Genomic DNA, 24,763 nt, shown 5'->3' with positions numbered 1-24,763 from the left:
GATAAAATGCCTATATCACAAAATACATCAGCGCTTTGAGCTAACTGTCTTAGCACAGAGCAATGTGGCAATCATGAGTACTATTCCTATCGGAAGGCATATATACCAGTTTCTTACGAATCCCGAAATAATATAAGCCACAAATGAAACGCCTGCTACAGTCAAAGCATAAGGCAACTGAGTGGATACATGCTGAATATGGTCACACTGAGCCCCCGCACTTGCCATAATAGTTGTATCTGAGATAGGTGAGCAGTGGTCACCGCAAACTGCTCCTGCCATGCAGGCAGATATAGCGATAAGCATGAGCTCATTGTTAATATCTGCTCCAAAAACATTAACAACTATAGGAATAAGAATTCCAAATGTACCCCAGCTTGTACCTGTCGCAAATGCCAGAAATGCGCCAATCAAGAATACAATAGCTGGAAGCAGGCTCATAAGTGCATGATTATCTGCAATATGTTCAACAAGGCCTGCAACATAGTTTGCTGCACCCAGAGAGTCTGTCATAGCTTTAAGTGTCCATGCAAATGTAAGAATAAGTATTGCGGGAACCATGCTCTTAAATCCATCGGGAATTGCGTTCATGCATTCATTAAAGCTAAGAACTCTGGTAGCAAGCATAAATATAATTGTAAAGATAAGTGCAACTACAGAGCCATATACAAGTCCTACAGAGGCATCTGATGCTGAGAATGCATCAACAAAGCTCTCTCCTTCAAAGAATCCGCCTGTATATATCATTCCTATAACGCAGCAGATAATAAGCACAACAATAGGCAGAACAAGATGAATAACCCTTCCTTTACCGGATACAGGTGGATTAGGCTGATCTTCCGCACCCGTCATACTCGAGTGGATATTCTTACCTTTTTTCCCAAGGATCGTTCCTCGTTCAGCATGCGCCATCGGGCCATAATCGAACTTGGCAAGTGTAAGAGTCAGCATCATAACTATAGTAAGAAGCGCATAGAAATTGTAAGGGATTGCTCTTATAAAAAGAGTAAGACCATTTGCCCCGTCAACGAATCCGGTTACAGCAGCTGCCCAGGACGAAATAGGTGCAATTATACAAACAGGTGCTGCTGTTGCATCAATCAAATAAGCAAGCTTTTCTCTGGAAATCTTGTGCTTATCTGTAAGAGGTCTCATAACTGATCCAACAGTAAGGCAGTTAAAATAGTCATCAATAAAAATGAGACATCCTAAAACAATAGTAGCTATCTGAGCGCCAACTTTGGTTTTTACGTGCGCTACAGCCCATCTTCCAAAAGCCGCCGAGCCACCGGCTCTGTTCATAAGCATTACCATACTGCCAAGAACCACAAGGAATATAAGTATTCCTACATTCCAGCTGTCAGAAAGCTGTCCGATCATACCCTCGACAAAAACATGTTCCATTGTCCCTGCCGGATTAAAGCCGGAATACAACAGTCCTCCTGCAATAATTCCAATGAAGAGTGAAGAATAAACTTCCTTAGTTATAAGTGCCAGTCCTATAGCTATTATCGCCGGAACCAGCGCCCAAAAAGTATCAACAAACATATTTTCCCTCCCGCATTTTTATAGATTACCTGTTCTTCGTCAGAAAAACAAAAACTACACTTTATTATACTAAAGTGCATGTAATTAATCGATATAAAATTATGACATCTTGAATCTATGATCCAAGATGTCAAATGTTTTTAATAAATAACTGAATTATTTACTTTTCGGGATATGAATATACGGTATTAAACAATACCCTGAGCCTTCATAGCCTCTGCAACCTTAAGGAATCCTGCAATGTTAGCACCTGCAACATAGTTACCTTCCATGCCGTATTTCTTAGCTGCATCATCAATGTTGTGATAGATGTTAACCATGATCTGCTGAAGCTTGGCATCAACTTCCTCGAATGTCCAGTGAAGTCTCTCAGAGTTCTGGCTCATCTCAAGAGCTGATGTAGCAACACCACCTGCGTTTGCAGCCTTACCACCAACAAACATTACCTTGTTCTCCTGAAGGTATTCAGTTGCTTCGATTGTAGTAGGCATATTAGCACCTTCGCATACAGCCTGAACGCCGTTAGCAACAAGCTGCTTAGCATCCTCAAGGTGAAGCTCGTTCTGTGTTGCGCAAGGAAGAGCAACATCACACTTAATGCTCCATACTCCTCTTCCTTCATGATACTCTGCAGACTTTCTTGCAGCTGCATACTCTGTAAGGCGTGCTCTCTTAACTTCCTTAACTTCCTTAAGAAGAGCTACATCGATCCCCTCTGAATCATATATCCAACCTGTTGAATCTGAACATGTAACAACCTTAGCACCAAGCTGCTGAGCCTTTTCGATTGCATAGATAGCAACGTTACCGGCACCTGATACACAAACTGTCTTACCCTTAATGTCTGAGCCATTGCACTTAAGAAGCTCAGCTGTAAGATAAAGAAGACCATAACCTGTAGCCTGTGTACGAGCAAGTGATCCGCCGTAAGTAAGACCCTTACCTGTAAGCACACCTTCGTATGTATCGCGGATTCTCTTGTACTGACCATACATATATCCGATCTCACGTCCGCCAACACCGATATCACCGGCAGGTACGTCTGTATCAGCACCAATGTGTCTGAAAAGCTCTGTCATAAAGCTCTGGCAGAATGCCATGATCTCTCTGTCTGATTTGCCCTTGGGATCAAAATCAGAACCACCCTTACCACCACCGATAGGAAGGCCTGTAAGTGAATTCTTGAAGATCTGCTCGAAGCCAAGGAACTTAATGATACCAAGGTTAACTGAAGGATGGAAACGAAGTCCTCCCTTATAAGGTCCTATAGCTGAATTAAACTGTACACGGAAACCGTTGTTTACCTGAACCTGTCCCTTATCATCAACCCACGGTACTCTGAAAAGGATCTGTCTCTCAGGTGTTACAAGTCTCTCAAGAAGAGCATCTTTTCTGTATTCCTCTTCATTAGCATCAATAACAACTCTGAGTGAATCCAGTACCTCTTTTACTGCCTGGTGAAACTCAGGCTGAGCGGGATTCTTCTCAACAACGTAATTGTAGACTTCATCAACGTATGACATTTGATTTTTCCTCCTGTTTTTGAATCATCTTTACCCATTTAATTGGGCTTATTTTTCCGGCGTATAGACCTTAAGCTAAAAAAATGTACAAAAAAAGAGCGTAAAGCTTCATCGGTCTTTACGCTCCCTTGCGCAGACACCACTGTCTGACAAGTATTATTTCACACCGTCTTCAAATCGTCAAGCACTTTATCGCTTTAAAACGAAAAAATATTACTCTTCTGATCTATCTTTCTCTATGCTCTCTGTCTCAGTGGCTGCTTCGCCACTTGTCTCATCAGCAACTTTCGTATCTGTTTCCTCGGCCGCCTCTGTAGCTGCATTTGCAGCAGCTTCAGCTTCTGTATTCTCTGTGACTGCTTCAGGCTCCTCTCCGGGGAATCTGATATCAAGCAGTTTTCTTATGAAATCCATCATGTTCATAATGCGAAGAGACTGAGCATGCGGTATTTCAGGGCACTCAAGCCATCCTTCCTTAAGTGCATTCATAACAGACATAACTTCATACTCATAACCTGTAATCTGCTTTTCCTTCTTATAGAAGCCGGTCTTAGCACCTGTATTGTCAAATACAGTAATACTCTCAAAGTTATTTATCATATCAACCTGTATGTGTCCCTTTGTTCCAAATATCATGCCGCAGCAAGGTCCACAGGCAAGTGTAGAACACGTAACAACCGCCATCTGTCCCGATCTGTATTTTAAGTTGATCACGTCCTGAAGATCCATTCCCTTCTCATTTTTGTTGCATACAGATGTAATATCGATAACATCATCGCCAAGTATCATGGAAGCAAATGTAAGACCATATATGCCTATATCAAGAAGCGCACCGCCGCCAAGCTCAGGATTCTGTATCCTGTCTTTCCATGAAATATTAAAGCTAAGGTCAGCTGTGACCATGTTAACGTCACCAATAACGTTACTTGCAAGGATTTCTTTTAGTTTAAAGCCAAGAGGCAAAAATCTTGTCCACATAGCTTCAGACAGAAGGAGATTCTTCTCCTCAGCCAGCTTAAATACTTCCTTTGCCTGCTTTTCATTTAACATAAATGCTTTTTCACATAAAACATGTTTACCGTTATTTAGGGCAAGCTTTACGTTCTCAAAGTGAGCTGAATGAGGCGTTGCTACATAGATAAAATCTATCTTGGGATCTCTGCATAAATCCTCATAAGAACCATACGCAACCTTGATCTTATGGTTTTGTGCAAACTCCTTAGCTTTTTCCTCAGTTCTTGATGCAACAGCATAACAGGTAACACCTCGCATCTGACTTAAGGTCCTGACCATCATCACTGCTATGTCACCGGTTCCCATTATTCCAACTTTTACTTTGTTAAACATATGCTCTCCTATCGATTTGAAAAAGTTTGCGGTTTTAGAATAAAAAAGGAAAAAAATGGCACGGCAGTATCTCTGCCGTGCCATAATTAACAAGCTTTAATCCATGAGATACTCTGATTTAATATATCCTGTATCTCCATTATACTCTACTTTAGCCCATCCGCTAGCATATTGTTCAATTACATTTATAGTATCGCCCGCGTAAACATTTGTAACTACTTCAGAATCTGTACTCTGAGATTTACGAAGTCGTACTGTCTCAGAGACTCTCATCTTACCGGTTGCATAAGCGCTTACAGAAGACTTGCTATCTGAAGTATCCTCTTCTTTTGTCTCAGTCTCTGCCTCAGTTTCAGTCTCAGCTTCTGCTGTATCAGTAGTTTCTTCAGTAGTTTCTTCAGTAGTTTCTGTCTCTTCTTCGGTAGCTTCTGCTGTATCCTCAGTTACTTCCTCAAAGTACATTGTCTTAACATAAGCAGCTCCGCCATCGTAGGAAATCTTACTCCATCCGTTTTCAAGAGCCTCAAGCTGTGTGAAGGTCTGTCCCTTTTCTGTCTTTCCAAGAACATCTGCTGTCTCGGAATCAGATTTTCTTATGTTGATGACATCGGTTGCCCTGATAGTCTTGGTTGTTGATACAGGCTCAGCCTCTTCCTGCGTTTCAGCTGTTTCTGCCTCAGCCTCTGCTACTTCAGTAGCTTCTGCCTGCTCTGCCACCTCAGCTTCGCCTTCCGCAGCTTCTCCTTCTGCAGCCTCGCCCTCTGCTGCAGTCTCATCAGTTGTTTCCTGAGTGTTTGCAAGGGCAGCGTCAGGTGAAAGACCGGATTCTATAGCTGCAAGCGCTTCTCCAACAGATACCTGAATATTTGCACTCATCTGTGAAAGGAAATCTGCCAGCTCTGTGTTGGAAGCAATAATATCATTGTAATCAGCAGCAACGCTGTTATTTAAATCCACAACATCAGCCTGAAGAGAAATAGCGCTGATATACTCTGTTACCCTGTCATCAACTACATCACCGTTGATATAGAGCTCTCCGTTTTCATTGGTACATACGTACATTGTCTGCATACCCGGGAGTGGAGTATCATATCCGTCAAACTGAACTTCTGTATATACATAAGCAACATAGCTTCCATCTACAGGCCCCGGCTTTGTATAAACATCTACGGTAGGTATGCCTGAAATATATGCAGAAACTTCCTGAAGTCTTAATTCCTCAGTAGATTCAAGTCCGGTATAAATGGATTTGATCGTATCCATATCACCCTGTGCATAAGCTGTGAAATATGTATTCATAAGATTATTCACATCTTCATATGCATTCTTCTCAAGATCTACCTCGGGAACAATGTAGCCTCCGTTTTCATCAACCTCTACAGCTGCATTCTCCTGAGTTTCTCCTGCATCTTTTTTATTTGCGCCAAGCGCTATACCTATGGTTATAGCCACAGCAACTACCAAAATAATTGGCATGACTATCTTCTTATTATCTGATATATACTCCCAAAAAGTTCTTTTGTCCTGATTGGCAAACGGATTCTCCGGTTTTTTATTACCCTTAAAATTCATTTTTTTAAAATTCATTCGTTCCTTTTTCTCTTTCTATCTGTAACTAAGAGATGCACCCGACAGGAATCGAACCTGCATTAAAGGCGTCGGAGGCCTCCGTTCTATCCATTAGACTACGGGTGCGAAAATGTTACAGATTTATTACGTACCGAACTATAATACCATAGCCTCTTTATCATGTTCAACCTTTTTCACATTATTTTCACCGCTAAAATCATAGTAATAAACACTCTCCGAGAGTATATCTTCAGTATTCAGGCACTGCGTGTTCACACACCTGACCATATTTATCAGAGAATCCACATCATGCGTAGTTTTGCTATAGGGTACTATTATTACTTCATGAATTGATGAGGGTAAAATGTAGAAACCACTTGAAAGTTTATCACGCATATCCGGCAGAAAACCGGGATAGAGAATGCATGATGCTCCAAAATGTCCGGAAGTATTAGATGCTACATATATCTCGGGAAGTTCATCTTCCTTATCGTAAATATCCATTCCGGGCATATTTCCCACTATTTCGAAAATATTTCTTGTTGTTACAGGGAATAGTTTTGGCGTATTGACCAGAGCTGCATTATAAAGGTCATCCTCTTTTACATTCCACAATTTCAGATGTTCGTTCTTTACCAGAATACTACCCTCAACTCCCATAACTTTGAGAGGTACGAAATACACAATTGCCAGATCCTCATAGTCCCTGTGCGGTGTTTCAAGCAAAAGATTTTCGTTTTCACTTCTTCCTATCAGTTTAAAGCACACCTTATCGACAACCGATGCATACTCACTGTAAAAAGACATATCCACATTATTTGAGGGAACGTGTTCTTCAACTATACCTATTATTTCCTCTACTATTTTGCTTATCTCTTTTCCATCATTATAACTGTTATAGTAGTTATCCAGGTACACCGTAGGTCCACAGTTACTGTTCTTCTTCGTAACGCATACTCCCGTGTAAACTACGTCATTATTTTTTCTTACATTATGCATTGAAACCGAGGCTTCATCGCCATAATGCTCTGTAATACTGTTTTTTATTTCATCAAAAAATTTATCTCTGTTCATTGTTATTCTCCTTAAAAATAAGCGAAAAAATAAGACAATGCGAAGCATTTAATAATCCTTCATCATTGTCTTATAAGTCTATACATTCAATTTTCAGAAAATAACGGTATTAAACTCTGGAGAGGTATTCACCTGTTCTGGTATCAATCTTGATAACATCACCTTCTGCAACGAAAAGAGGTACCTGAACAACTGCACCTGTCTCAACTGTAGCAGGCTTTGTAGCGCCAGTAGCTGTATCACCCTTGAAGCCGGGCTCTGTCTCTGTGATAGCAAGTTCAACAAAGAGCGGGGGCTCAATAGCAAATACATTACCATTATATGAGTTAACCTGAACTGTCTCGTTCTCCTTAACGAACTTCATTGCGTCACCTACCTGATCCTGTGTAAGTGAGATCTGCTCGTAAGATTCATTATCCATGAAGTTGTAAAGATCACCATCAGCGTAAAGATACTGCATCTCCTTGCGGTCGATACGAGCTGCAGGGAATTTCTCGGTAGGACGGAAAGTTGTTTCCTTAACACCACCATTGATAACGTCCTTAAGCTTTGTTCTTACGAAAGCAGCACCTTTACCGGGCTTAACATGCTGGAACTCTATTATCTGACATACATTACCATCTATTTCAATGGTCATACCGTTTCTGAAATCACTTGCGGAAATCATAAAAAATCCTCCTAATTCTCACAAATCAAACAACTTTAATAGTTTATACTATGTTTTATTATTTTTCAATACCTTTTATGATAAAATCTATCGCTTCTATATAACCGTCAAAGCCTTTTCCGTAAATCTGCTTGTCACAGGCAGGCGCGGTCACAGAATTTGCCCTGAAATCCTCCCTGTTTTTAATATCAGAAATGTGCACTTCGACTTTTATTATATCCTCAAGGCTCTTTAATGCATCATGGATTGCGTAGCTATAATGAGTATAGGCTCCCGGATTTATAACAATCCCGCAGGTGCCGTCAAAATAGCAGCTTTGCAGCTTATCAATGATCGCGCCCTCATGGTTTGACTGCCAGACTTCAATGTCAGCGCCTATATCTTTTGCCTTATCCATGATCATTTTGGTCAGGTAGTCATAATCCCTGTCTCCGTATATTTTCTTTTCTCTTATGCCCAAAAAATTTAAGTTTGGACCGTTTACAACAAGTATCTTCATGTCCAATCATCACCCCCTGATCCATCACAAAAGCAAATGCACTATTTCTTCTGCAATTGCTCTTGCGATCTTTTTATCTGTGTCTATGCCAAAATCACATGCCTTATCATATATATCCCGTCTATCATCCTGGAGCTTTTTTATTCTCCCAAGTACATCTCCTGTCTGAAGAAGCGGACGTGAAGTATCATCCTTCACTCTGTCATAGACAGTTTCAGGCTCTGCCTTTAAAAAGATGACTCTTCCGAACTCTTTTAAGAGCTTTCTGTTTTCCTCTCTAATAGGAAGACCGCCTCCGCACGCAAGGACTGTTTTCTTCCTCTTATCAGCTATAAGTTCCTTAAGAAAATCTGTCTCCATCTGCCTGAAAGCTTCTTCTCCATCAGTTGAAAAAATATCGCTTATAGTTCTGTCTTCCTTTTGTTCTATCGCCTCATCGGAATCAATCCTGTCATAACCAAGGAAGTCAGCAATTTCCAGAGAAACAGCGCTTTTTCCGCTGCCCATAAATCCCACAAGCACGATATTCTCATCATCTAAAAGTTCGCGAAGCATCCGTCCGTATACAATTCGAATATCTTCTTCCGAAACTATTACATTATTCCACAGTTCATAGGCGCATATTCCCTGATGCAGAAGCATTCTGATGCCTGAAATGCACTTTGCTCCCTGTTTTTCACACATTGATATAAATCTCGTCCTGTAAGGCTTAAAAATCGCATCAAAGCCGGTGTGGATCAATTTATAGAAGTTTTCATCATCAATAATAACTTCGTCAGACTTAGGATACAGTCCAACAGATGTAGCCTGAAAACAAATATATTTTTTTGATGCATCAAGCTCTTTGTAGTCAGACAGCTTCATCGCGCTGCAGAGCTTTTTCCCTGCAAAATCATTTACGCTGTCGCTAAGTTCCTGCGCTCTCTTTAGTGTTCTGTTTAGTATAAATACTTCTTTTGCGCCTTCGTCAGCGCATAAAAAAGCTGCCGGCCTTGCCGCTCCGCCTGCGCCAAGTATGATCACACTTTCATCTTTCAGACTGCAGGATGCTTCTTCAAATGATTTCTTTATCCCGAAATAATCTGTATTGTACCCTTTAAATCCGGAATTATCAGCGGTCCTTACAAGTGTATTTACCGCCCCGATCCTCTTTGCCATGGGATCAATTTCCTTTAAAAAAGGAATAACGGCACTCTTATGCGGGATCGTAACATTAAGCCCCAATACATCCATGGAAAGAGCACCATAAAAAGCTTCCTTTAGATGTTCCGGTTCTACCTCAAACGGAACATATACAAGGTCGCATGAAAGCCTGTCAGCCAGTGTATTGTGAATGGCAGGCGATACCGTATGATGAACAGGATATCCGAACAGGCCGCACACCCTTGTCGTTCCCTTTACTGTCTGCCCCATTTTGTCTCCTCCGATAGTTTTTTCATTACTCCAAATTTTAACCTATATAAAAAGAAAAATCGAGCAGGAATAAAAATTCCTGCCCGAATAAATAGCAAATGGTCAAAGTGTATTTAATTAGCTCTTACGGATGATAACACCATCTTCGTCATCAACGATAACCTTAGAATTACCGTTAACCTGATCTGCTGTATTTCTGATCGCTCCGGATCCTACAAAGTACTGATATTCATGAAGTACTGAATCCTTCTGCATATTGTTTACAGCCTGTCTCATTACGTTAGACTGTATTCCACCTATATTTCCAAGACCAACAAGCGATTCATCTTTGTTTCCAAATGTTACTGAAAGATCTCCGATCGTGGAATTCACTCTCTGAGTGGAAGCCACCGCCTGTTCATTCTGTATATTATCTTCTTTACTATTTGCGCTTTTCTGTTCTGACGGATTTTTACCGGAAAGGAACGATACAGCTGAGGGGATCCGATTATAGATTCCATATAAATTTTCGCTACCTGATGAAGCGTCTATTCTCATGTTCCCCCTCCTTTCTTTCAATGAATTATTTTACTTCTTTTAGCCATTATAATCAATTGCATTTCCTTACTATGTTTATATTATCGGCAATTTGAAATAAAACTTTAGTCATTTATTAAAATTTTTTTTAATTATTCCTGCAGCATTCAAAAGCTCCTTTGTATAATCACACTGAGGATTCCTGTAAACAGAAGAAGGCTCCCCATATTCTTCTATAATTCCGCCTCTCATTACGGCAACATGGTCACATATCTGATAAATAACTCTCAGGTCATGAGATATAAAGAGGATAGTAATCCCCATATTTTTATTAAGGCTGCGCAAAAGTTCAAGTATCTGAGCCTGAATAGTAACATCAAGCGCAGAAACAGGCTCATCCGCGATTATCACCTTGGGCGATCTCATCAGCGCAACACCTATGCTGACTCTCTGCCTTTGTCCGCCGGAGAGCTGATTTGGATATCTATCCAGCATATTTTCAGAAAGCCCTATCGCTTTTATTACGGTTTTAACGCGTTCTTTCATCTCTTTTGGTGTCCACTTGCGCTTTTTATCAACACGAAGCGGTTCTTCAAACAGCCAGCCTATTTTTTTGCTGGGATTAAGTGAAGAATAAGGATCCTGAAAAACCATCTGAGAATCGGAATATTTTTGAATGATCTCTCCCGTAATGTCTTTGTTCATCCCGACAATAGCCTTGGCAAGTGTAGATTTGCCGCAGCCTGACTCCCCTGCAAGTCCCAGGATCTCACCCTCATAAACATCCAGATCAATGCCCTTTAGGACATGTTTCTTTTTATCTCTGCTAAGCGGTGACTTCTTGTGGTTTTTGTAATATACATTTAAGTTTTTAATTTCTATTACTTTTTCCTGTTCCATAGTTCTCTCTTATAGATTGATCTGCGGTATGGCAGCAATAAGTTTTCTGGTATATCCCATCTTAGGAGATCTGAAAATCTCTTCGACATCTCCGGTCTCAACTATATTTCCGCCCTGCATTACGATTACTCTCTGGCAAAGTTGCCTGATAAGTGACAGGTCATGAGATATGAAAATGATAGCTGTATTTCTTTCTTTGTTGATTTTCCTTAGAAGCTCAACTATCTGCGCCTGAATCGTAACATCAAGTGCAGTCGTGGGCTCATCTGCGATCAGTATTCTCGGCTGACCGATCATGGCTGCGGCGATCATAACTCTCTGCCTCATTCCGCCCGAAAGTTCATGAGGATACATGCTGTATACTTTCTCAGGTTCGCGAAGCCCTACTGCATCCATCATTTCAATAGCGCGCTTTTTCCTTTCCTCGCGGCTTATCTCTTTATGATGTATTCTAAGAGATTCTTCAACCTGCCAGCCTATCTTCTTAACCGGATTAAGAGAAGTCATAGGCTCCTGAAAGATCATTGATATCTCGTCTCCCTGATAGGATCTGAGCGTATTTCTGTCGCAGGTCAGAAGGTCGTGTCCATCAAACATGATCCTTCCCTTTTTGGTAAGCGCATGTCTCTTCAAAAGTCCCGCGATTGCAAGAGCACTCATGCTTTTTCCGGAACCCGACTCACCTACTATGCCTACGATCTCGCCCTCCTCCAGCATGAGGTCAAAATCCTCAACAACCGTCTCCGGCAGATCATGATCGTGAAATTCTATATGAAGATCCGTAACATCAAGTATTATTCCCATCTCTTAATACCCTCGCTAAGGAATGAAAATCCCAGTACTGTAAGCACAATCGTTACACCGATTGATAGAACATAGCTTGGCTGCGTAAAAAGGTAACTCTGCGCATCGGAAAGCATATTTCCAAGGCTTGCATAGGGAGGCTGAGCGCCTATCCCCAAAAAGCTAAGTCCTGCTTCTGCCAGAACAGCATTGTTAAAACCAATCATTATTGTAGACATCAAGACCCCAACTGTATTTGGCAGGATATGCACAAATATGATCCTAAGGTCAGATACACCCTGAAGCCTTGCAACCTCTACATAATCCATATTTTTGCATCTTAGTATCTCGCCTCTTACAATTCTGGCAAAACTCGGGATAAAGGAAATTCCAAGTGCTATAGCAACCTGATACGTTCCTGTGCCAAATAAGCTCACGAATACAAGCGCCAGTAAAATACTGGGGAATGCAAGCATAGCATCGATTATTCTCATTATGACTTCATCCACAATTCCGCCAAAATAGCCGGTAAAAGCACCGATTATCGTTCCTATTCCGGCGCCTATTATTATCGTTGAAGTTGCAATGGCAAGAGTAACCCTGCTTCCATAGAGAACTCTGCTAAACACATCTCTTCCCATGTGATCGGTTCCCATGATATGTTTCAGCGAAATGCCCTGAAGCTTGGCACTTGAATCCATTTTAGTCGGATCATAGGGCGTGTAGAAAATACCTGCTATAACAAGAAGTACGATTATCCCGGTGATAAACGTTCCCATGATAAGGAAAGTATTTCTTTGCCCGGTCGCTTTATTCTTTTTAAATATCTTTTTTAATATATTCATTAGCTCTCGACCTCTATTCTCGGGTCAATAATTCTGTAAATAATATCAACCAAAAGGTTTATAAGAAGTACCAATACAGATATTCCCATGATGATCGCTTCTACCACAGGATAGTCTCTGTTGTTTATGGATGTAAGAAGTATCCTGCTGATTCCGGGTATTCCGAAAACCTGCTCAATTACTATACTTCCGGCAACCATGTCGGCAAGCGCCATTCCCATAAAAGTAACAACGGGAATCATCGCATTTTTTAATACATGCAGATATAAAACGCCGTTTGTCGTATTTCCTCTGCTGTAGGCCGTCCTTGTATAATCCTTGGCAGCCTCGTCTATAACAGAACCTCTAAGGAGTTTGGTCGCCATCGCTGCTTTTGGAAGCGCTATTGCTATAGCCGGTAAAATAAGATACTTTATAAATCCCCAAAAGTCCTTAGTATATGATACAAATCCGCCGGGCTTAAACATCTTAAGCACCAGACCGAATATAAATGTCATTATTATTCCTGAAAAAAATGGCGGAATAGCCATTATTATCTGATTGATCACGTTAACTATATGATCTGCGATTCCATTTTCATGCTTCGCTGTATATATGCCAAGCGGAATTGAGATGATAGTCATGATCACAAAAGACATGATTGCAAGTGTAAGTGTGATCGGAACCTTTTCAGCAAGCATTCCCGCAACCGGGATCTTGTAATCATACGAGGTTCCCATATCTCCCTGTAAAAATGCAAAGAGCCATCTGAAATATCGAACGATAAGGGGATCATTTAGCCCCATCTTTTCTCTGTATTGTGCAATAAGCTCCGGAGTTGCCTCCGTTCCGAACATTCTGGTGACAGGATCACCGGGTATAAGGCTAAAAGCAAAGAACACGCATATGGATACTACAAATAGTGTCAAAGCCATGCTAAGAACTTTCTTTAATACGTATCTCATATGCGTGTACCTCAATTCTTAATTACTGTGCAGGACGAATCTTTGAAATATCCTGTGCATAAAGAGGATAGAATGTATATCCTGTAAATTTCTTGTTAAGTGCTACAAACTCCGGCAGATCCTGAATGTAAACATTCGCAGCTGTCTCTGCAAGAATTCTCTCACACTCTTTGTAATGCTCTGTTTTCTCATCATCATCTACAGCAGCTACAGCAGCGTCAAAAGCAGCATCATAATCTGCATTGTTGTAGTTAATGAAATTGTTGTTAGCATCAGACCTGAATCTTGAGAGCATAGCGTATGCTGTAAGTGTTGAAGCATCTACACCAACTACAGTTGATTCAAACTGTCTGCCTGTGTAAACATCAGAAAGCCATGTATTCCATTCAACTTCCTGGATAGTTGCGTTTACACCGATCTCTTTAAACTCTTCTACAAGAACCTGTGCTGTATCTACATGCTGTGTGTAGTTTGAAGCAACAGTAATTGTGAAATCAAATCCATCCGGATATCCTGCTTCTGCAAGAAGCTCTTTTGCCTTGTCGATATCCTGGTTGTATGTTTCTGTAAGCTCTGAAAGGTAATATTTTCCAAATGAAGGGAACATACTACTTCCGATCTCTGTACCCTTACCATCTGAAACAAAATCCATGATAGTCTGAGGATCAATAGCGTAGCAAAGAGCCTGGCGCACCAACTGATTATTAAAAGGCTCTACATCGTTATTCAGGTAAAGTGCCTGAACAAGATTCATTGTTCCTTCATATACTTCAAAGTTATCAGAAAGCTGTGAAGCCTGATTACTTGTTACTCTGGGATACAGATCGATTGACCCGCCCTCGAGATCCATAACTACAGAATCAGAATTTGCTTCAATCTTAAATGTTACGTCTTTGATATATGCCTTGTCGCCCCAATAATCATCAAATCTCTCAAGAACAATGTTCTCCTGAGGTGAACGTGAAACAAATTTGTAAGGGCCTGTGCCGATAGGATTTGTCTCAGTATCTGTATTTGATGCCGGAATAATGGCAACTGTCATATATGCAAGAAACTCTGTATTTGACTCTTTAAGTGTCATTACTACAGTCTTCTCATCCGTTACTTCAACACTTTCTATATTAGAAAATGCCGATATCAACGGATCAGTTCCGTCAGTACCGGCATTACGCTCAATAGAATATTTTACATCCTCTGCAGTAACCTCGGTTCCGTCGTGGAACTTAATTCCATCTCTTAGTGTGAAAGTGTAAACCTTTCCATCTTCTGAAATTGAGTAGTCACTGGCTACAGCAGGTTTAAGATTACCTTCTTCATCAGGCTTAACGAGTCCCTCGAATACATTGAACAGTACTTCTCTGGATCCTGCCGACAAAGCTGTGTGCGGGTCCATACTGTCAATATCCTGTGGGATACCTACGGTAATCTCTGAAAGATCATCCGAACTGTTTTCTCCATCTGCTTCTGTGACTTCACCGCCATCTTCCTGGCTGGCATCTGCCACCTGCTCGTTGGTTACTTCCGCGGAATCTTCTGCCTTTTTACTTGAGCATCCACCCAATGTAATAGTCAGTGTCGATAACACAACCAAAAGAATTGAAAGGGATCTCCTCCCATAACCTTTTCTCATCATGTTACAATCCTTCTTTCCTTATTTAGTTTTATTGGTGCCTTTAACACTATAAGGAAACCGGATAACCATGTCAAGCAGTTTTACTGATATTTAACGATAAAATCCAATTATTCTTTTTTAAGTAAAGGTGTGTTTTTATCAGTATTATCAGTTATAAGTCCCTCGTCCTCTTTTTCGAGAACAAGCTTAAGCTCATCCATAAACGTATTAACATCCTTGAATTCACGGTAAACCGATGCAAATCTTACATATGCAACAGGATCAAGATTCTTCATCTTATCCATGCACAGCTCCCCAATGATCCTACTCGGTATTTCTTTCTGCTCAAGATTAAAAACTTCTGTTTCAACAGCATCCACGATCTTGCTGATCTGTTCTGCACTAACAGGTCTCTTGTGGCATGCTCTTAAGACACCCGCTTCAATCTTTGCGCGATTATAGGGTTCGCGATTATTATCCTTCTTGATAACAATAAGCGGTATGGTCTCTACTTTCTCATAAGTAGTAAATCTCTTTCCGCATGAATCGCATACTCTTCTACGCCTTATGGATGTATTCTCATCCGCAGGTCTCGAATCAATAACCCTAGTGTTGTCTTTACCGCAAAAAGGACACTTCATAACAATAACCTTTCCGTGCTTAGCACTTCCCCCAACGTCAATATTTTGTATGATAAAAAAATCCCACACAAGTTATTGTATCATTGTTTAACGAAATATTCCACAAAAAAATGCGTGATAAGGGATAGCATGTGAGGTTTTTATTGGGATTGATATTTTTTATACGAAAAAAGCGCTACACCCTGCTTAGGTGTAGCGCTCTAAATGTTCTGAAAATTATTTCTTCTGTAAGAAATCCGGAATCTTAAGGCTCTTAGCTTCTACTGAGCTACGAACTTCCGGTGTACGATTAAGGCCTGTTGCAGGTCTTGAAACCTGAGGCTGTGTTGCCTGTACTCTGGGAGCCTGTGCTGCTGCACTTTCCAGTGTACTGATCGTAGGCTGAACAGTTGTCTGAGCTGCTGGCTGAGCAGTTACGTTGGGAGTAATCTGCTGAGCTGAAGGCTGCTGAGGTGCTGTCTGAGCTGCAGGTTTAGCTGTGTTTGTTAAACCGCCTGTGCTTGCCTTCTCATCAATTCCTGTTGCGATAACAGTGATGTTACATGTATCAGACATTGACTCATCATACATCGCACCGAAGATAATATTAACATCATCTCCTGCAAGACTTCTGATATAGTCAGATGCAACAGATGCATCCATAAGTGTGATATCACCGGAAACATTGATGATAACATTGGAAGCACCATTTATCTTTGTCTCAAGAAGAGGAGACTCAACTGCCATCTTAACAGCATCAGTTGCTTTATCGTCGCCCTTACCTGAACCAATACCGATATGCGCAATTCCCTTATCCTTCATTACAGTCTGTACATCTGCAAAGTCAAGGTTGATTACTGCCGGAACATTGATCAGATCAGTAATTCCCTGTACAGCCTGCTGAAGAACCTCGTCGGCTTTCTTAAGCGCATCAGGCATAGTTGTACGTCTATCAACAATCTGGAGAAGCTTGTCATTGGGGATGACAATAAGTGTATCCACATTATTCTTGATAGTATTAATTCCAGCGAGTGCATTCTGCATACGTACGCGTGCTTCAAAAGCAAAAGGCTTTGTAACAACACCTACGGTCAAAATGCCCATCTCTTTGGCCAGTTTCGCAACTACAGGTGCAGCACCGGTTCCGGTTCCGCCACCCATACCGCAGGTAACAAATACCATGTCAGCGCCCTTAAGTGCTGCTGATATTTCTTCCATACTCTCCTCTGCGGCCTTCTGACCAATTTCAGGCTTTGCTCCTGCACCAAGACCCTTGGTAAGCTTCTCACCGATCTGAAGAAGCTTGGGAGCTTTGCAAAGCTGCAAAGCCTGCTTATCAGTATTAATTCCGATGAATTCAACACCGGAAATATTTTCCTCTACCATTCTATTTACAGCATTATTTCCTGCACCGCCAACCCCAACAACTATAATTTTGGCACCGGATTCTGCCTCATTCGACTTTAGTTCAAGCAAGATAGTGCTCCTCCTTCATAACCTAAAACTCCTACATGCTATATTATAATCTTTTGCTAAAATTCGCAACATAGAATTTTTATTTTTTCTCTTCAAAAGTAATGTTCTGAGTGCCCGAATTGTATTCTGACATTTTAAGAATTCCGCTTTTTCCTTGAAGTTCGGGCAATATATACTGCAATTGTATGACTTTTTCATCAATATTTTCATTTGTGCCCAAATTAACCTCTACTCCGTCAAAATACAAATAAATATTATATTCACTGTCAAAAAATATCTTGTCAGCATCCAGATCATATTTTGCAAGAAGCTGTGTAATATCGAGTATTTCTGCAAAAACAGTCTCATCTCCTACAGGAAGCTTCTCATGAAGTATCACATAATCAAAATCAAGCCCCAGTACAAGCGGAACATCATCGGAAGCCTCTTCTGAGGTTTCCACGACCATTCCCTCTCTGTCAAAGTAGATGAATCTGTCCAGGTATTTGACGTATCCGGCAACAGCTTTTTCATAGACGTTTATTCTTACCGTGTCGGGAGATAAGACCTCGACATTCATTTTTTCAACAAACGGTATTCCGGTAATTTCCTTGTTCCTATACAGGAATGACAGATATATTGAATTCCTGCTAAGGGAATCTGTCATTACCATATCCATGATCTCCTGATCCGTGTAGTGGGTATTTCCGTCCACATAGACCTGTTTTATCGTGTAATTATTGTATATATAAAGGCATCCGCCCAGCGCCAATACACAAACTATGAGAAAAAAGGCCGCTATTATACATATGCTTTTGTGGAGCCTTACAAACTCGCCAAAATTAAATTCCGGCATTCTAAATCTTATATCAGGCAATTTAAGCCCGGGCATTTTAAAGCTATTTATGCCGCCCGAAGGTCTCTGCCTTTTTCTAACTACTCGTCTTCTTTTTTTCATGCTCAGTCAACCCTGATATGTCTTGCAACATTAAATACTATACCGATCTCCATAAGCAAAAATATGGTAGCCGTTCCGCCGTAACTTATAAAAGGCAGTGTAATACCTGTATTAGGTATAGTATTGGTTACAACTGCGATATTAAGAATAACCTGAATAGCAATATGACCCATAACTCCGATTACCAGAAGTGCGCCGTACATATCAGGGGCATTGTTGGCAATAACCATCATGCGCCATATAAGGATAAGGAACATGAGCATGACCGCAATTGCGCCAAATAATCCCAGTTCTTCGCAGATGATCGAAAAGATCATATCGTTCTGAGCTTCGGGAATAAAGCCGAGCTTCTGCATACTTTCGCCAAGACCTTTTCCAAATATGCCGCCGGAACCGATGGCATACAGCGCCTGAAGAGTCTGATATCCCTTGTCGTTTACATAAGCCTCCGGATCAAGCCAGGCAAGGATTCTCACAAAACGGTAATTTAACTGGCTATGATATCCGGCATTTACAACAAAGAGTACAACTGCCGCAGCAATTGCCAAAACAGCCAGAACGATCAGAATATACTTCCTGTATCCCGGTGTTGATATAAACAACATGGTAAACGCAATTCCGAAAATAATAAGCGCAGAACTCAGATTCTTTGTAACGCCAAGAACCAGTGCGCATACAGGGAGCGGGACCCCCATAACAAGCCAAAAGGCTCTGGGCTGAGTTATCCTCTTGCTAAGAGTACTGATAAGTGTAGCAAGAACAATGATCATAGCAAGCTTAGCTATTTCCGCCGGCTGAACTGAGAATTTCCACAGTTTGAACCATCTTCGTGCTCCGTTAACTGTCATTCCAAGTGGTGTTTTAACCAGCATAATGCAGATCATGGATCCAAAATAAGCCGGTACAGCCAGCTTTCTGTATACATGATAAGGCACCCTTGAAACAAACCACATAGCCCCTACACCTATAACTGTTGGCAAAAGCTGATGCTTAAAATAATAGGCAGAATCGCCCTTACTAATATTTGCCTCGTATGAACTTGTTGAATAAACCATTATAAGACCAAAAGCCAGCAAAAAAAGTGTTATAAAGATCATACTATAATCCACATAAACCTCTTTTTTCACTTCTCTTTTTTGTCTGCCTCCTGCCATCTGTCTTGCAGTCTGCATAAAAATCCCCCTTATAAACTATTTACATAGTCTTTGAACTGTTTTCCCCTTACTTCATAGCTCGGGAACATATCCCAACTCGCGCAGGCAGGAGAAAGAAGAACAGCTTCCCCTTCCTTCGCATTTTCAGAACAATAATTCAAAACTTCCTCATAAGTATCAAGTAAAACATAATCATTAAAGCCGTGTTTTTTTGCACACTCGGCTATTTTTTCCTTTGTAGCGCCCATCAGTACGAGCTTTTTAACCTTACCACCAAAAGCTTCTATCCACTCGTCGAATTCACTTCCCTTGTCGTAGCCGCCTCCAATAAGGTATGTAGGCTTATCCATTGCCTTTATTCCCTGTATGGCCGCATCGGGGTTAGTGCCCTTAGAGTCGTTGTAATAATCAACTCCATTCTTGGTAGCGACATATTCTATTCTGTGTTCAACAGCCTTGAAATCCCTTACAACCTTAAGGATTGTTTCCATCGGAACATCCATGGCTCTGCCCATTGCTATTGCCGCCATGACATTCTGAATATTGCAGCTGCCGACAAGATTCATATCATGTATATTCATGACTCTTGTGCTGTTTCCGTTTTCAGCAAAGAATATCTCTTCGCCATCCTGATAATAACCGTTTTCAAGCTTACTCTGAGTTGAGAAAAAAACAACTTTTGCAGGGCATCTGTCTGCAAATTTTCTTGTATAGTCATTATCGAAATTAAGTACACAGGTATCATCTTTTGTCTGTCTGTTTGTTATATTTTCCTTCATGTGTGCATAGCACTCCATAGTATGGTGTCTGTTAAGATGATCCGGTGTGATATTAAGGATTGCAGATACATTTGCATGAAAATTGTCCACCGCTTCGAGCTGGAAGCTGCTTATCTCGCCTATTGAAACAGTATCGTCATTCATTTCAAGTGCTCGTTCAGCATAAGAATAGCCTATATTTCCAACAACATAAGTTGATGAAAAATGAGCCTTCATAATTTCTCCTACGAGAGTTGTCGTTGTCGTTTTACCGTTTGTTCCGGTTATCGCAACCATTCTGCCCTTAGCAAAATTAAAGGCAAGCTCTATCTCACTCCATACCGGAATCCCTGCATTTATAAGTCTTGTCATTATAGGAGAATCCATAGGAACTGCAGGACTCGGAACAACAAGCACCAGTTCCTTTATTATTTCATCGGGAAGCTCACCGATTATTATTTCAGGTTCATCGCCCTTATAGCCCTCAAGCTTGGTTCTTATTTCTCTTTCGTATATATTCTTATTTTCATCAAAAATAACAGGTTTTGCGCCAACTTTCCCAAGCAGCTTTGCGCTTCCTATTCCGGAAATGCCGGTACCTATTACGAGAACTTTATTGCCTCTTATATCATTTGCATTCATATTTATCCCTCTTTTTATGGTCCTAAGGGGGTACCGCTTGCGGTGGATTCCTTAGGACGGTCTAATGTTTTCATAACTTGCTTTACACTACCCTCAAAAATGGAGTAAGTTTGGCTATTAAATCAGCCTCCAAAATCAGGAAGTACGTCTCCTCCATAGACTTCTCCGGTTTCCGGATCTATAAGAGCCCCTGAATCAGGATCAACGTAAAATCCGGTTTCTTCATCTATCTCAAATGACTTCCAGACAGGTTCCTTATCCTCTTCTTCCTCCGTAGCGCCTTCTTCGCCCTCAGGTATAGCCTCCCAGATTCCATCTGATGAACCTTCTTCGGAAGAATTATCTCCTTCCTCTCCTTCTGCAGTTTCAGCGCTTTCGCCCTCCTCTGCGGAAGCTTCGCCTTCAGTTGTTTCTTCGCCTTCAGCTGTTTCTTCGCCCTCAGCGGTTTCCGAAGGTTCAACCTCAGCTTTTGCTGCAGCAGACATCATTATTTCCTGCTCCCTTAATGCATCAAGTTCAGCCTGTTCTTCCTCCGTAACAGTTTCAGTCATGGGGAAGTTGAGATACGGAAGTGCTTCAGTAAGGACCTTTCTTACTATTCCTGTTGCAAATTTAGCATCATCCTGTCTTGCAGTATTTGGTCTGTCCACGACAACATATATTGCGATCTGAGGATCATTTGCAGGAGCATATCCCATAAATGATACCACATATTGCCCGTTTCCTCTGGGAAGAGTCTGGGCAGTACCTGTTTTTCCCCCTATCATGTAGCCTGCAGGACGTGCAGTTTTACCTGTTCCTTCTTCACCTGAAACAACCAGATTACAATATTCTATGATCTTATCTGATGTAGATTCAGATACAGTCTGTCTTAAAACCCTGGGCTCAATGCTCTTTATAGTAGCACCGGATGAATTTCTTATCTCCTTAACCATATGAGGCTCATAGAAATTACCACCATTTATAAGGGAGCAAAAAGCAGTGATCATCTCGATCATATCCACATTAAAGCCCTGTCCGAAGGTTCCTGTCGCAAGTTCTGCCGATCCCATATCATCAGCAGATACGGTAAGTCCCTCGGTTCTTGCCTCTCCTGCAAGGTCAATGTTTGTCTTAAGTCCGAATCCGAATTCTTTCTGGAATTTACTAAAGGTCTCACTTCCTATTGCCTGACCTATTTTCATCATAGCAACGTTACATGATATCTCTATACCACGCGCTACAGACACCTGTCCGTCACCATATCTGTTATGACAGTGGATTGGCCATCCACCAATTTCCATCACACCATCACACTGATACACTTCATTTCCGGTAATGTTGCCGTTTTCAAGGCCGGTTGCTACTGTAAACGGTTTTGCGACAGATCCCGGTTCATAAGTATCGGAGATACAGAAATTTCTCCAAAGCGCATTCAGATTCCAAAGTATTTCGTCATCCGTCATCTCCTCAAGCATTTCCTGAGTGATGTAAACACCTGAGTCAAGCTGACTTTCTCCGTCCATTTTCAGACCATTCTCATTTACCCTTGGCATTCCAAGCAGGTTGTCAGTGTTCTTGGTATCATTCAGATCAAAATTAGGGTAGCTTGCCATTGCAAGGACATTACCGTTATGGATGTCCATCATGATACAGCCAACGTTGTTAGCTCCGTTTCCTTCTCTTATGGCATTCTTATTTGTCTCATTGTATTCATAAAGATACTTTTCAACTATGGACTGAAGATTTCCGTCTATGGTCGTTACTATCGTATTTCCATCTGTTGCAGGTATTGTGGTTCTCTCAAGATTTGAGTCCTCATCCAGATATCCGTATGTTCTTCCGTTTGTTCCGCAGAGTTCGTCATTATAGTATTCTTCAAGGCCAAATATTCCTGCATTGTCACTTGTCGTAAAACCGATAACATCACAGGCCATTCTACCATTTGGATATTTTCTTATATAGTTTTCCTCAAACCAAACACCCTGGATATTTTTGTCGTAAGTATCCGTTCCATAGGTTATAAGCGCCTGAAAATCACTTATATCCGCGTAAGTCAACTGCTTTGCAAGGACGTAATACTGTGAGGTCGGATGATCTGATATGTAATTTCTTATCTCACCTTCATCGAATCCAAAGTATGTGACAAGAGCTGTAACAGTAGGCTCAAGGAATGCCTCATCCGACAAAATAAGTTTTGCATCCAGTATGATGTTATATACTTTTTCACTATAAGCAAAAACCGTTCCTGTGGAATCGATGATCTCACCGCGCCTGTAAGGTATAGTCAGGGAATCGTATTTTTGCTGCGACAAAACCTGTTTTTGATATTTTTCGCCGTTATTTCTTGTAATAAGGAATAATCTGACGCTTAAACAGGCAAAAGCTGCCAGTACTATCGCAAACAGCACTGCCAGCTTTTTCTTCATTCCCAATGTAAACTTCTGTGTTTTATTTTTCTTTCTGCTCATACCATCTACCAATACTGCTCTATTGCATATAAGCCACCTTTTTATCCCCTGTCAGTTCCCGTCAGGTATAGGAGCAACCTGTCTGACGTAATCGTTTCCTCCCTCATTTGAGTATTCAACAATCTGTCCTTCAGTAGCATAGGTCATACCATACTCGCCTATAGCAATTCGCTTTATCTCTTCAAGGTCAAGACTGCTCACCGCTTTGTTGTAAGCTTCGTCATTGTCCTGTCTCAACGTGTTTAATTTTGCTTCCAGTGTGGATACTGTCTTTACACTGTTTTTTATCTGCGCCTGCAGAGTTATGTACCATGTAAGTATAACCCCTGTGGCCACGACTGCAAGTGTCAAAAATAACAAATATCCAAAACTCATTCTATGCGCACGTCTTTTTGCCTGAGCTCTTTTTTGAACGTGAAGCGGTATGTCATCTCTTCTTTGGGGATTATTTATTTTTCTTGCCGTGTTGCCGTAAACATATCTTTTTTCCATAATATTTCCTCATAAAAACGCGCAAACAAAGCTACTTTGAAACTGCTATTTGGTTATTTTTTCAAAGACTCTGAGCTTAGCACTCTTACTTCTGCTGTTTTCTTCAAGTTCTTTTTCCGACGGCAAGATCGGCTTTCTTGTGATTACTTTTCCTTTTGATTTCTTTCCGCACACACAGATAGGTATTTCCGGAGGGCAGGTGCAGGGATTTTCATTTTTCCTGAAATTGTTTTTGACAATCCTGTCCTCAAGAGAATGGAATGTGATCACGCAGATTCTTCCGCCGGGTGCAAGAAAATCGATCATTCCATCGAGCGAATTTTCAAGCACTTCCAATTCTCTGTTGCAAGCTATTCTCAAAGCCTGAAAAGTTCTTTTTGAGGGGTGGCCGCCTTTCTCCCTCATCCTGGCAGGAATCGCTGCCTTGATGATCTCGTTCAGTTCGAAAGTGGTCTCTATTGGCTTCTGCTTTCTGTTTGCAACTATATGTTTTGCTATATTTTTGGCGAATTTATCTTCGCCGTAATTTTTTATAATATGGAATAACTCCATCTCAGAAAACTCATTTACAATCTCTCTTGCAGTGAGTTCCTGTCTTCTGTCCATTCGCATGTCAAGTGGAGTATCATACCTGTAGCTAAAGCCGCGTTCCTCATTGTCAAGCTGAAAAGAAGAAACGCCAAGATCGAGTATTATTCCGTCGACTTCATTGACCCCGAGCTCTTTTATCCTGCTCACGGCATTTTCGTAGTTGTCGCGGATGATCGTCACTTTATCCTCGTATGGCCTTAGTCTCTCGGATGCCGCTTTTATAGCATCCTCATCCTGATCAATTCCAAACAGTCTGCCTCCATCTGAAAGCTTTGCAGCTATGTGGCTACTGTGTCCGGCACCTCCCAGGGTTCCGTCGACATAAATGCCATCAGGTTTAATATTTAAGTTGTCAATCGTCTCATTTAGGAGTACTGAATAGTGTTTAAAATCCATATCGTAT

General features: G+C 41.1%; 22 protein-coding genes and 1 tRNA gene. All 23 read right to left on the bottom strand.

Features of this window, described 5'->3' with window-relative positions:
- Window positions 1-27 precede the first annotated feature (27 nt).
- Entirely contained in the window at window positions 28-1,548 is a 1,521-nt protein-coding gene (locus T543_RS12580; protein ID WP_035769000.1) for a Na+/H+ antiporter NhaC family protein, read from the bottom strand.
- A 188-nt stretch (window positions 1,549-1,736) separates the two neighbouring features.
- Window positions 1,737-3,071 carry an NADP-specific glutamate dehydrogenase gene (gene gdhA, locus T543_RS12575; RefSeq protein ID WP_035768999.1) on the bottom strand — a complete coding sequence of 445 codons (1,335 nt, stop codon included), beginning with the start codon at window positions 3,069-3,071 and terminating at the stop codon, window positions 1,737-1,739.
- Window positions 3,072-3,284: 213 nt separating this feature from the next.
- Complete coding sequence (locus T543_RS12570; RefSeq protein WP_035768998.1) at window positions 3,285-4,418, bottom strand: Gfo/Idh/MocA family protein; 1,134 nt, start codon at window positions 4,416-4,418, stop codon at window positions 3,285-3,287.
- A 96-nt stretch (window positions 4,419-4,514) separates the two neighbouring features.
- On the bottom strand, window positions 4,515-6,005 hold the full coding sequence (locus T543_RS12565; protein ID WP_035768997.1) for an SH3 domain-containing protein: 1,491 nt from the start codon (window positions 6,003-6,005) through the stop codon (window positions 4,515-4,517).
- A 36-nt stretch (window positions 6,006-6,041) separates the two neighbouring features.
- A tRNA-Arg gene (locus T543_RS12560) sits at window positions 6,042-6,113 on the bottom strand.
- Window positions 6,114-6,143: 30 nt separating this feature from the next.
- Entirely contained in the window at window positions 6,144-7,061 is a 918-nt protein-coding gene (locus T543_RS12555; protein WP_035768996.1) for a DUF5688 family protein, read from the bottom strand.
- A 109-nt stretch (window positions 7,062-7,170) separates the two neighbouring features.
- Entirely contained in the window at window positions 7,171-7,728 is a 558-nt protein-coding gene (gene efp, locus T543_RS12550; protein WP_035768995.1) for an elongation factor P, read from the bottom strand.
- A 58-nt stretch (window positions 7,729-7,786) separates the two neighbouring features.
- Window positions 7,787-8,227 (bottom strand): type II 3-dehydroquinate dehydratase, encoded by a 441-nt coding sequence (locus tag T543_RS12545; protein ID WP_035769539.1) that lies wholly within the window; start codon window positions 8,225-8,227, stop codon window positions 7,787-7,789.
- 24 nt (window positions 8,228-8,251) lie between these two features.
- Entirely contained in the window at window positions 8,252-9,640 is a 1,389-nt protein-coding gene (aroE, locus tag T543_RS16080; RefSeq protein WP_035768994.1) for a shikimate dehydrogenase, read from the bottom strand.
- A 117-nt stretch (window positions 9,641-9,757) separates the two neighbouring features.
- Window positions 9,758-10,177, bottom strand: coding sequence for a hypothetical protein (locus tag T543_RS12535; protein ID WP_035768993.1), 420 nt, complete (start codon window positions 10,175-10,177; stop codon window positions 9,758-9,760).
- 108 nt (window positions 10,178-10,285) lie between these two features.
- Entirely contained in the window at window positions 10,286-11,056 is a 771-nt protein-coding gene (locus T543_RS12530; protein ID WP_035768992.1) for an ABC transporter ATP-binding protein, read from the bottom strand.
- Between the two features lie 9 nt (window positions 11,057-11,065).
- A complete protein-coding gene (locus tag T543_RS12525) occupies window positions 11,066-11,860 on the bottom strand; it encodes an ABC transporter ATP-binding protein (protein WP_035769536.1) in 795 nt (264 codons plus the stop codon).
- The gene (locus tag T543_RS12520) at window positions 11,851-12,684 is read right to left on the bottom strand and encodes an ABC transporter permease (RefSeq protein WP_051638768.1); all 834 of its coding nucleotides are present in this window, start codon (window positions 12,682-12,684) and stop codon (window positions 11,851-11,853) included. Before T543_RS12520 ends, T543_RS12525 begins: the two co-directional genes overlap by 10 nt.
- Window positions 12,684-13,628 (bottom strand): ABC transporter permease, encoded by a 945-nt coding sequence (locus T543_RS12515; protein WP_035768989.1) that lies wholly within the window; start codon window positions 13,626-13,628, stop codon window positions 12,684-12,686. Before T543_RS12515 ends, T543_RS12520 begins: the two co-directional genes overlap by 1 nt.
- A 22-nt stretch (window positions 13,629-13,650) precedes the next feature.
- Window positions 13,651-15,261 (bottom strand): ABC transporter substrate-binding protein, encoded by a 1,611-nt coding sequence (locus T543_RS12510; RefSeq protein ID WP_035768987.1) that lies wholly within the window; start codon window positions 15,259-15,261, stop codon window positions 13,651-13,653.
- A gap of 107 nt (window positions 15,262-15,368) precedes the next feature.
- Window positions 15,369-15,881: a transcriptional regulator NrdR gene (gene nrdR, locus T543_RS12505; protein WP_035768986.1), complete on the bottom strand. Its 513-nt coding sequence runs from the start codon at window positions 15,879-15,881 to the stop codon at window positions 15,369-15,371.
- A gap of 216 nt (window positions 15,882-16,097) precedes the next feature.
- Window positions 16,098-17,336 (bottom strand): cell division protein FtsZ, encoded by a 1,239-nt coding sequence (gene ftsZ, locus T543_RS12500; protein WP_035768985.1) that lies wholly within the window; start codon window positions 17,334-17,336, stop codon window positions 16,098-16,100.
- 79 nt (window positions 17,337-17,415) lie between these two features.
- Entirely contained in the window at window positions 17,416-18,273 is an 858-nt protein-coding gene (locus T543_RS12495) for a cell division protein FtsQ/DivIB (RefSeq protein ID WP_242839517.1), read from the bottom strand.
- 2 nt (window positions 18,274-18,275) lie between these two features.
- Window positions 18,276-19,445, bottom strand: a complete 1,170-nt coding sequence (locus T543_RS12490) for an FtsW/RodA/SpoVE family cell cycle protein (protein ID WP_242839516.1) — start codon at window positions 19,443-19,445, stop codon at window positions 18,276-18,278.
- Between the two features lie 11 nt (window positions 19,446-19,456).
- A complete protein-coding gene (gene murD, locus T543_RS12485) occupies window positions 19,457-20,827 on the bottom strand; it encodes a UDP-N-acetylmuramoyl-L-alanine--D-glutamate ligase (RefSeq protein ID WP_035768981.1) in 1,371 nt (456 codons plus the stop codon).
- Between the two features lie 122 nt (window positions 20,828-20,949).
- Window positions 20,950-23,277 carry a penicillin-binding transpeptidase domain-containing protein gene (locus tag T543_RS12480; protein ID WP_051638767.1) on the bottom strand — a complete coding sequence of 776 codons (2,328 nt, stop codon included), beginning with the start codon at window positions 23,275-23,277 and terminating at the stop codon, window positions 20,950-20,952.
- A gap of 51 nt (window positions 23,278-23,328) precedes the next feature.
- Window positions 23,329-23,769: an FtsB/FtsL family cell division protein gene (locus tag T543_RS12475; RefSeq protein WP_035768980.1), complete on the bottom strand. Its 441-nt coding sequence runs from the start codon at window positions 23,767-23,769 to the stop codon at window positions 23,329-23,331.
- A gap of 45 nt (window positions 23,770-23,814) precedes the next feature.
- Window positions 23,815-24,756: a 16S rRNA (cytosine(1402)-N(4))-methyltransferase RsmH gene (gene rsmH, locus T543_RS12470; protein ID WP_035768979.1), complete on the bottom strand. Its 942-nt coding sequence runs from the start codon at window positions 24,754-24,756 to the stop codon at window positions 23,815-23,817.
- Between the last annotated feature and the right edge of the window lie 7 nt (window positions 24,757-24,763).

It is taken from the genome of Butyrivibrio sp. NC2002, from assembly GCF_000702265.1.
Classification (GTDB): domain Bacteria; phylum Bacillota; class Clostridia; order Lachnospirales; family Lachnospiraceae; genus Butyrivibrio.
This window is presented reverse-complemented; position numbering and strand designations above follow the sequence as displayed.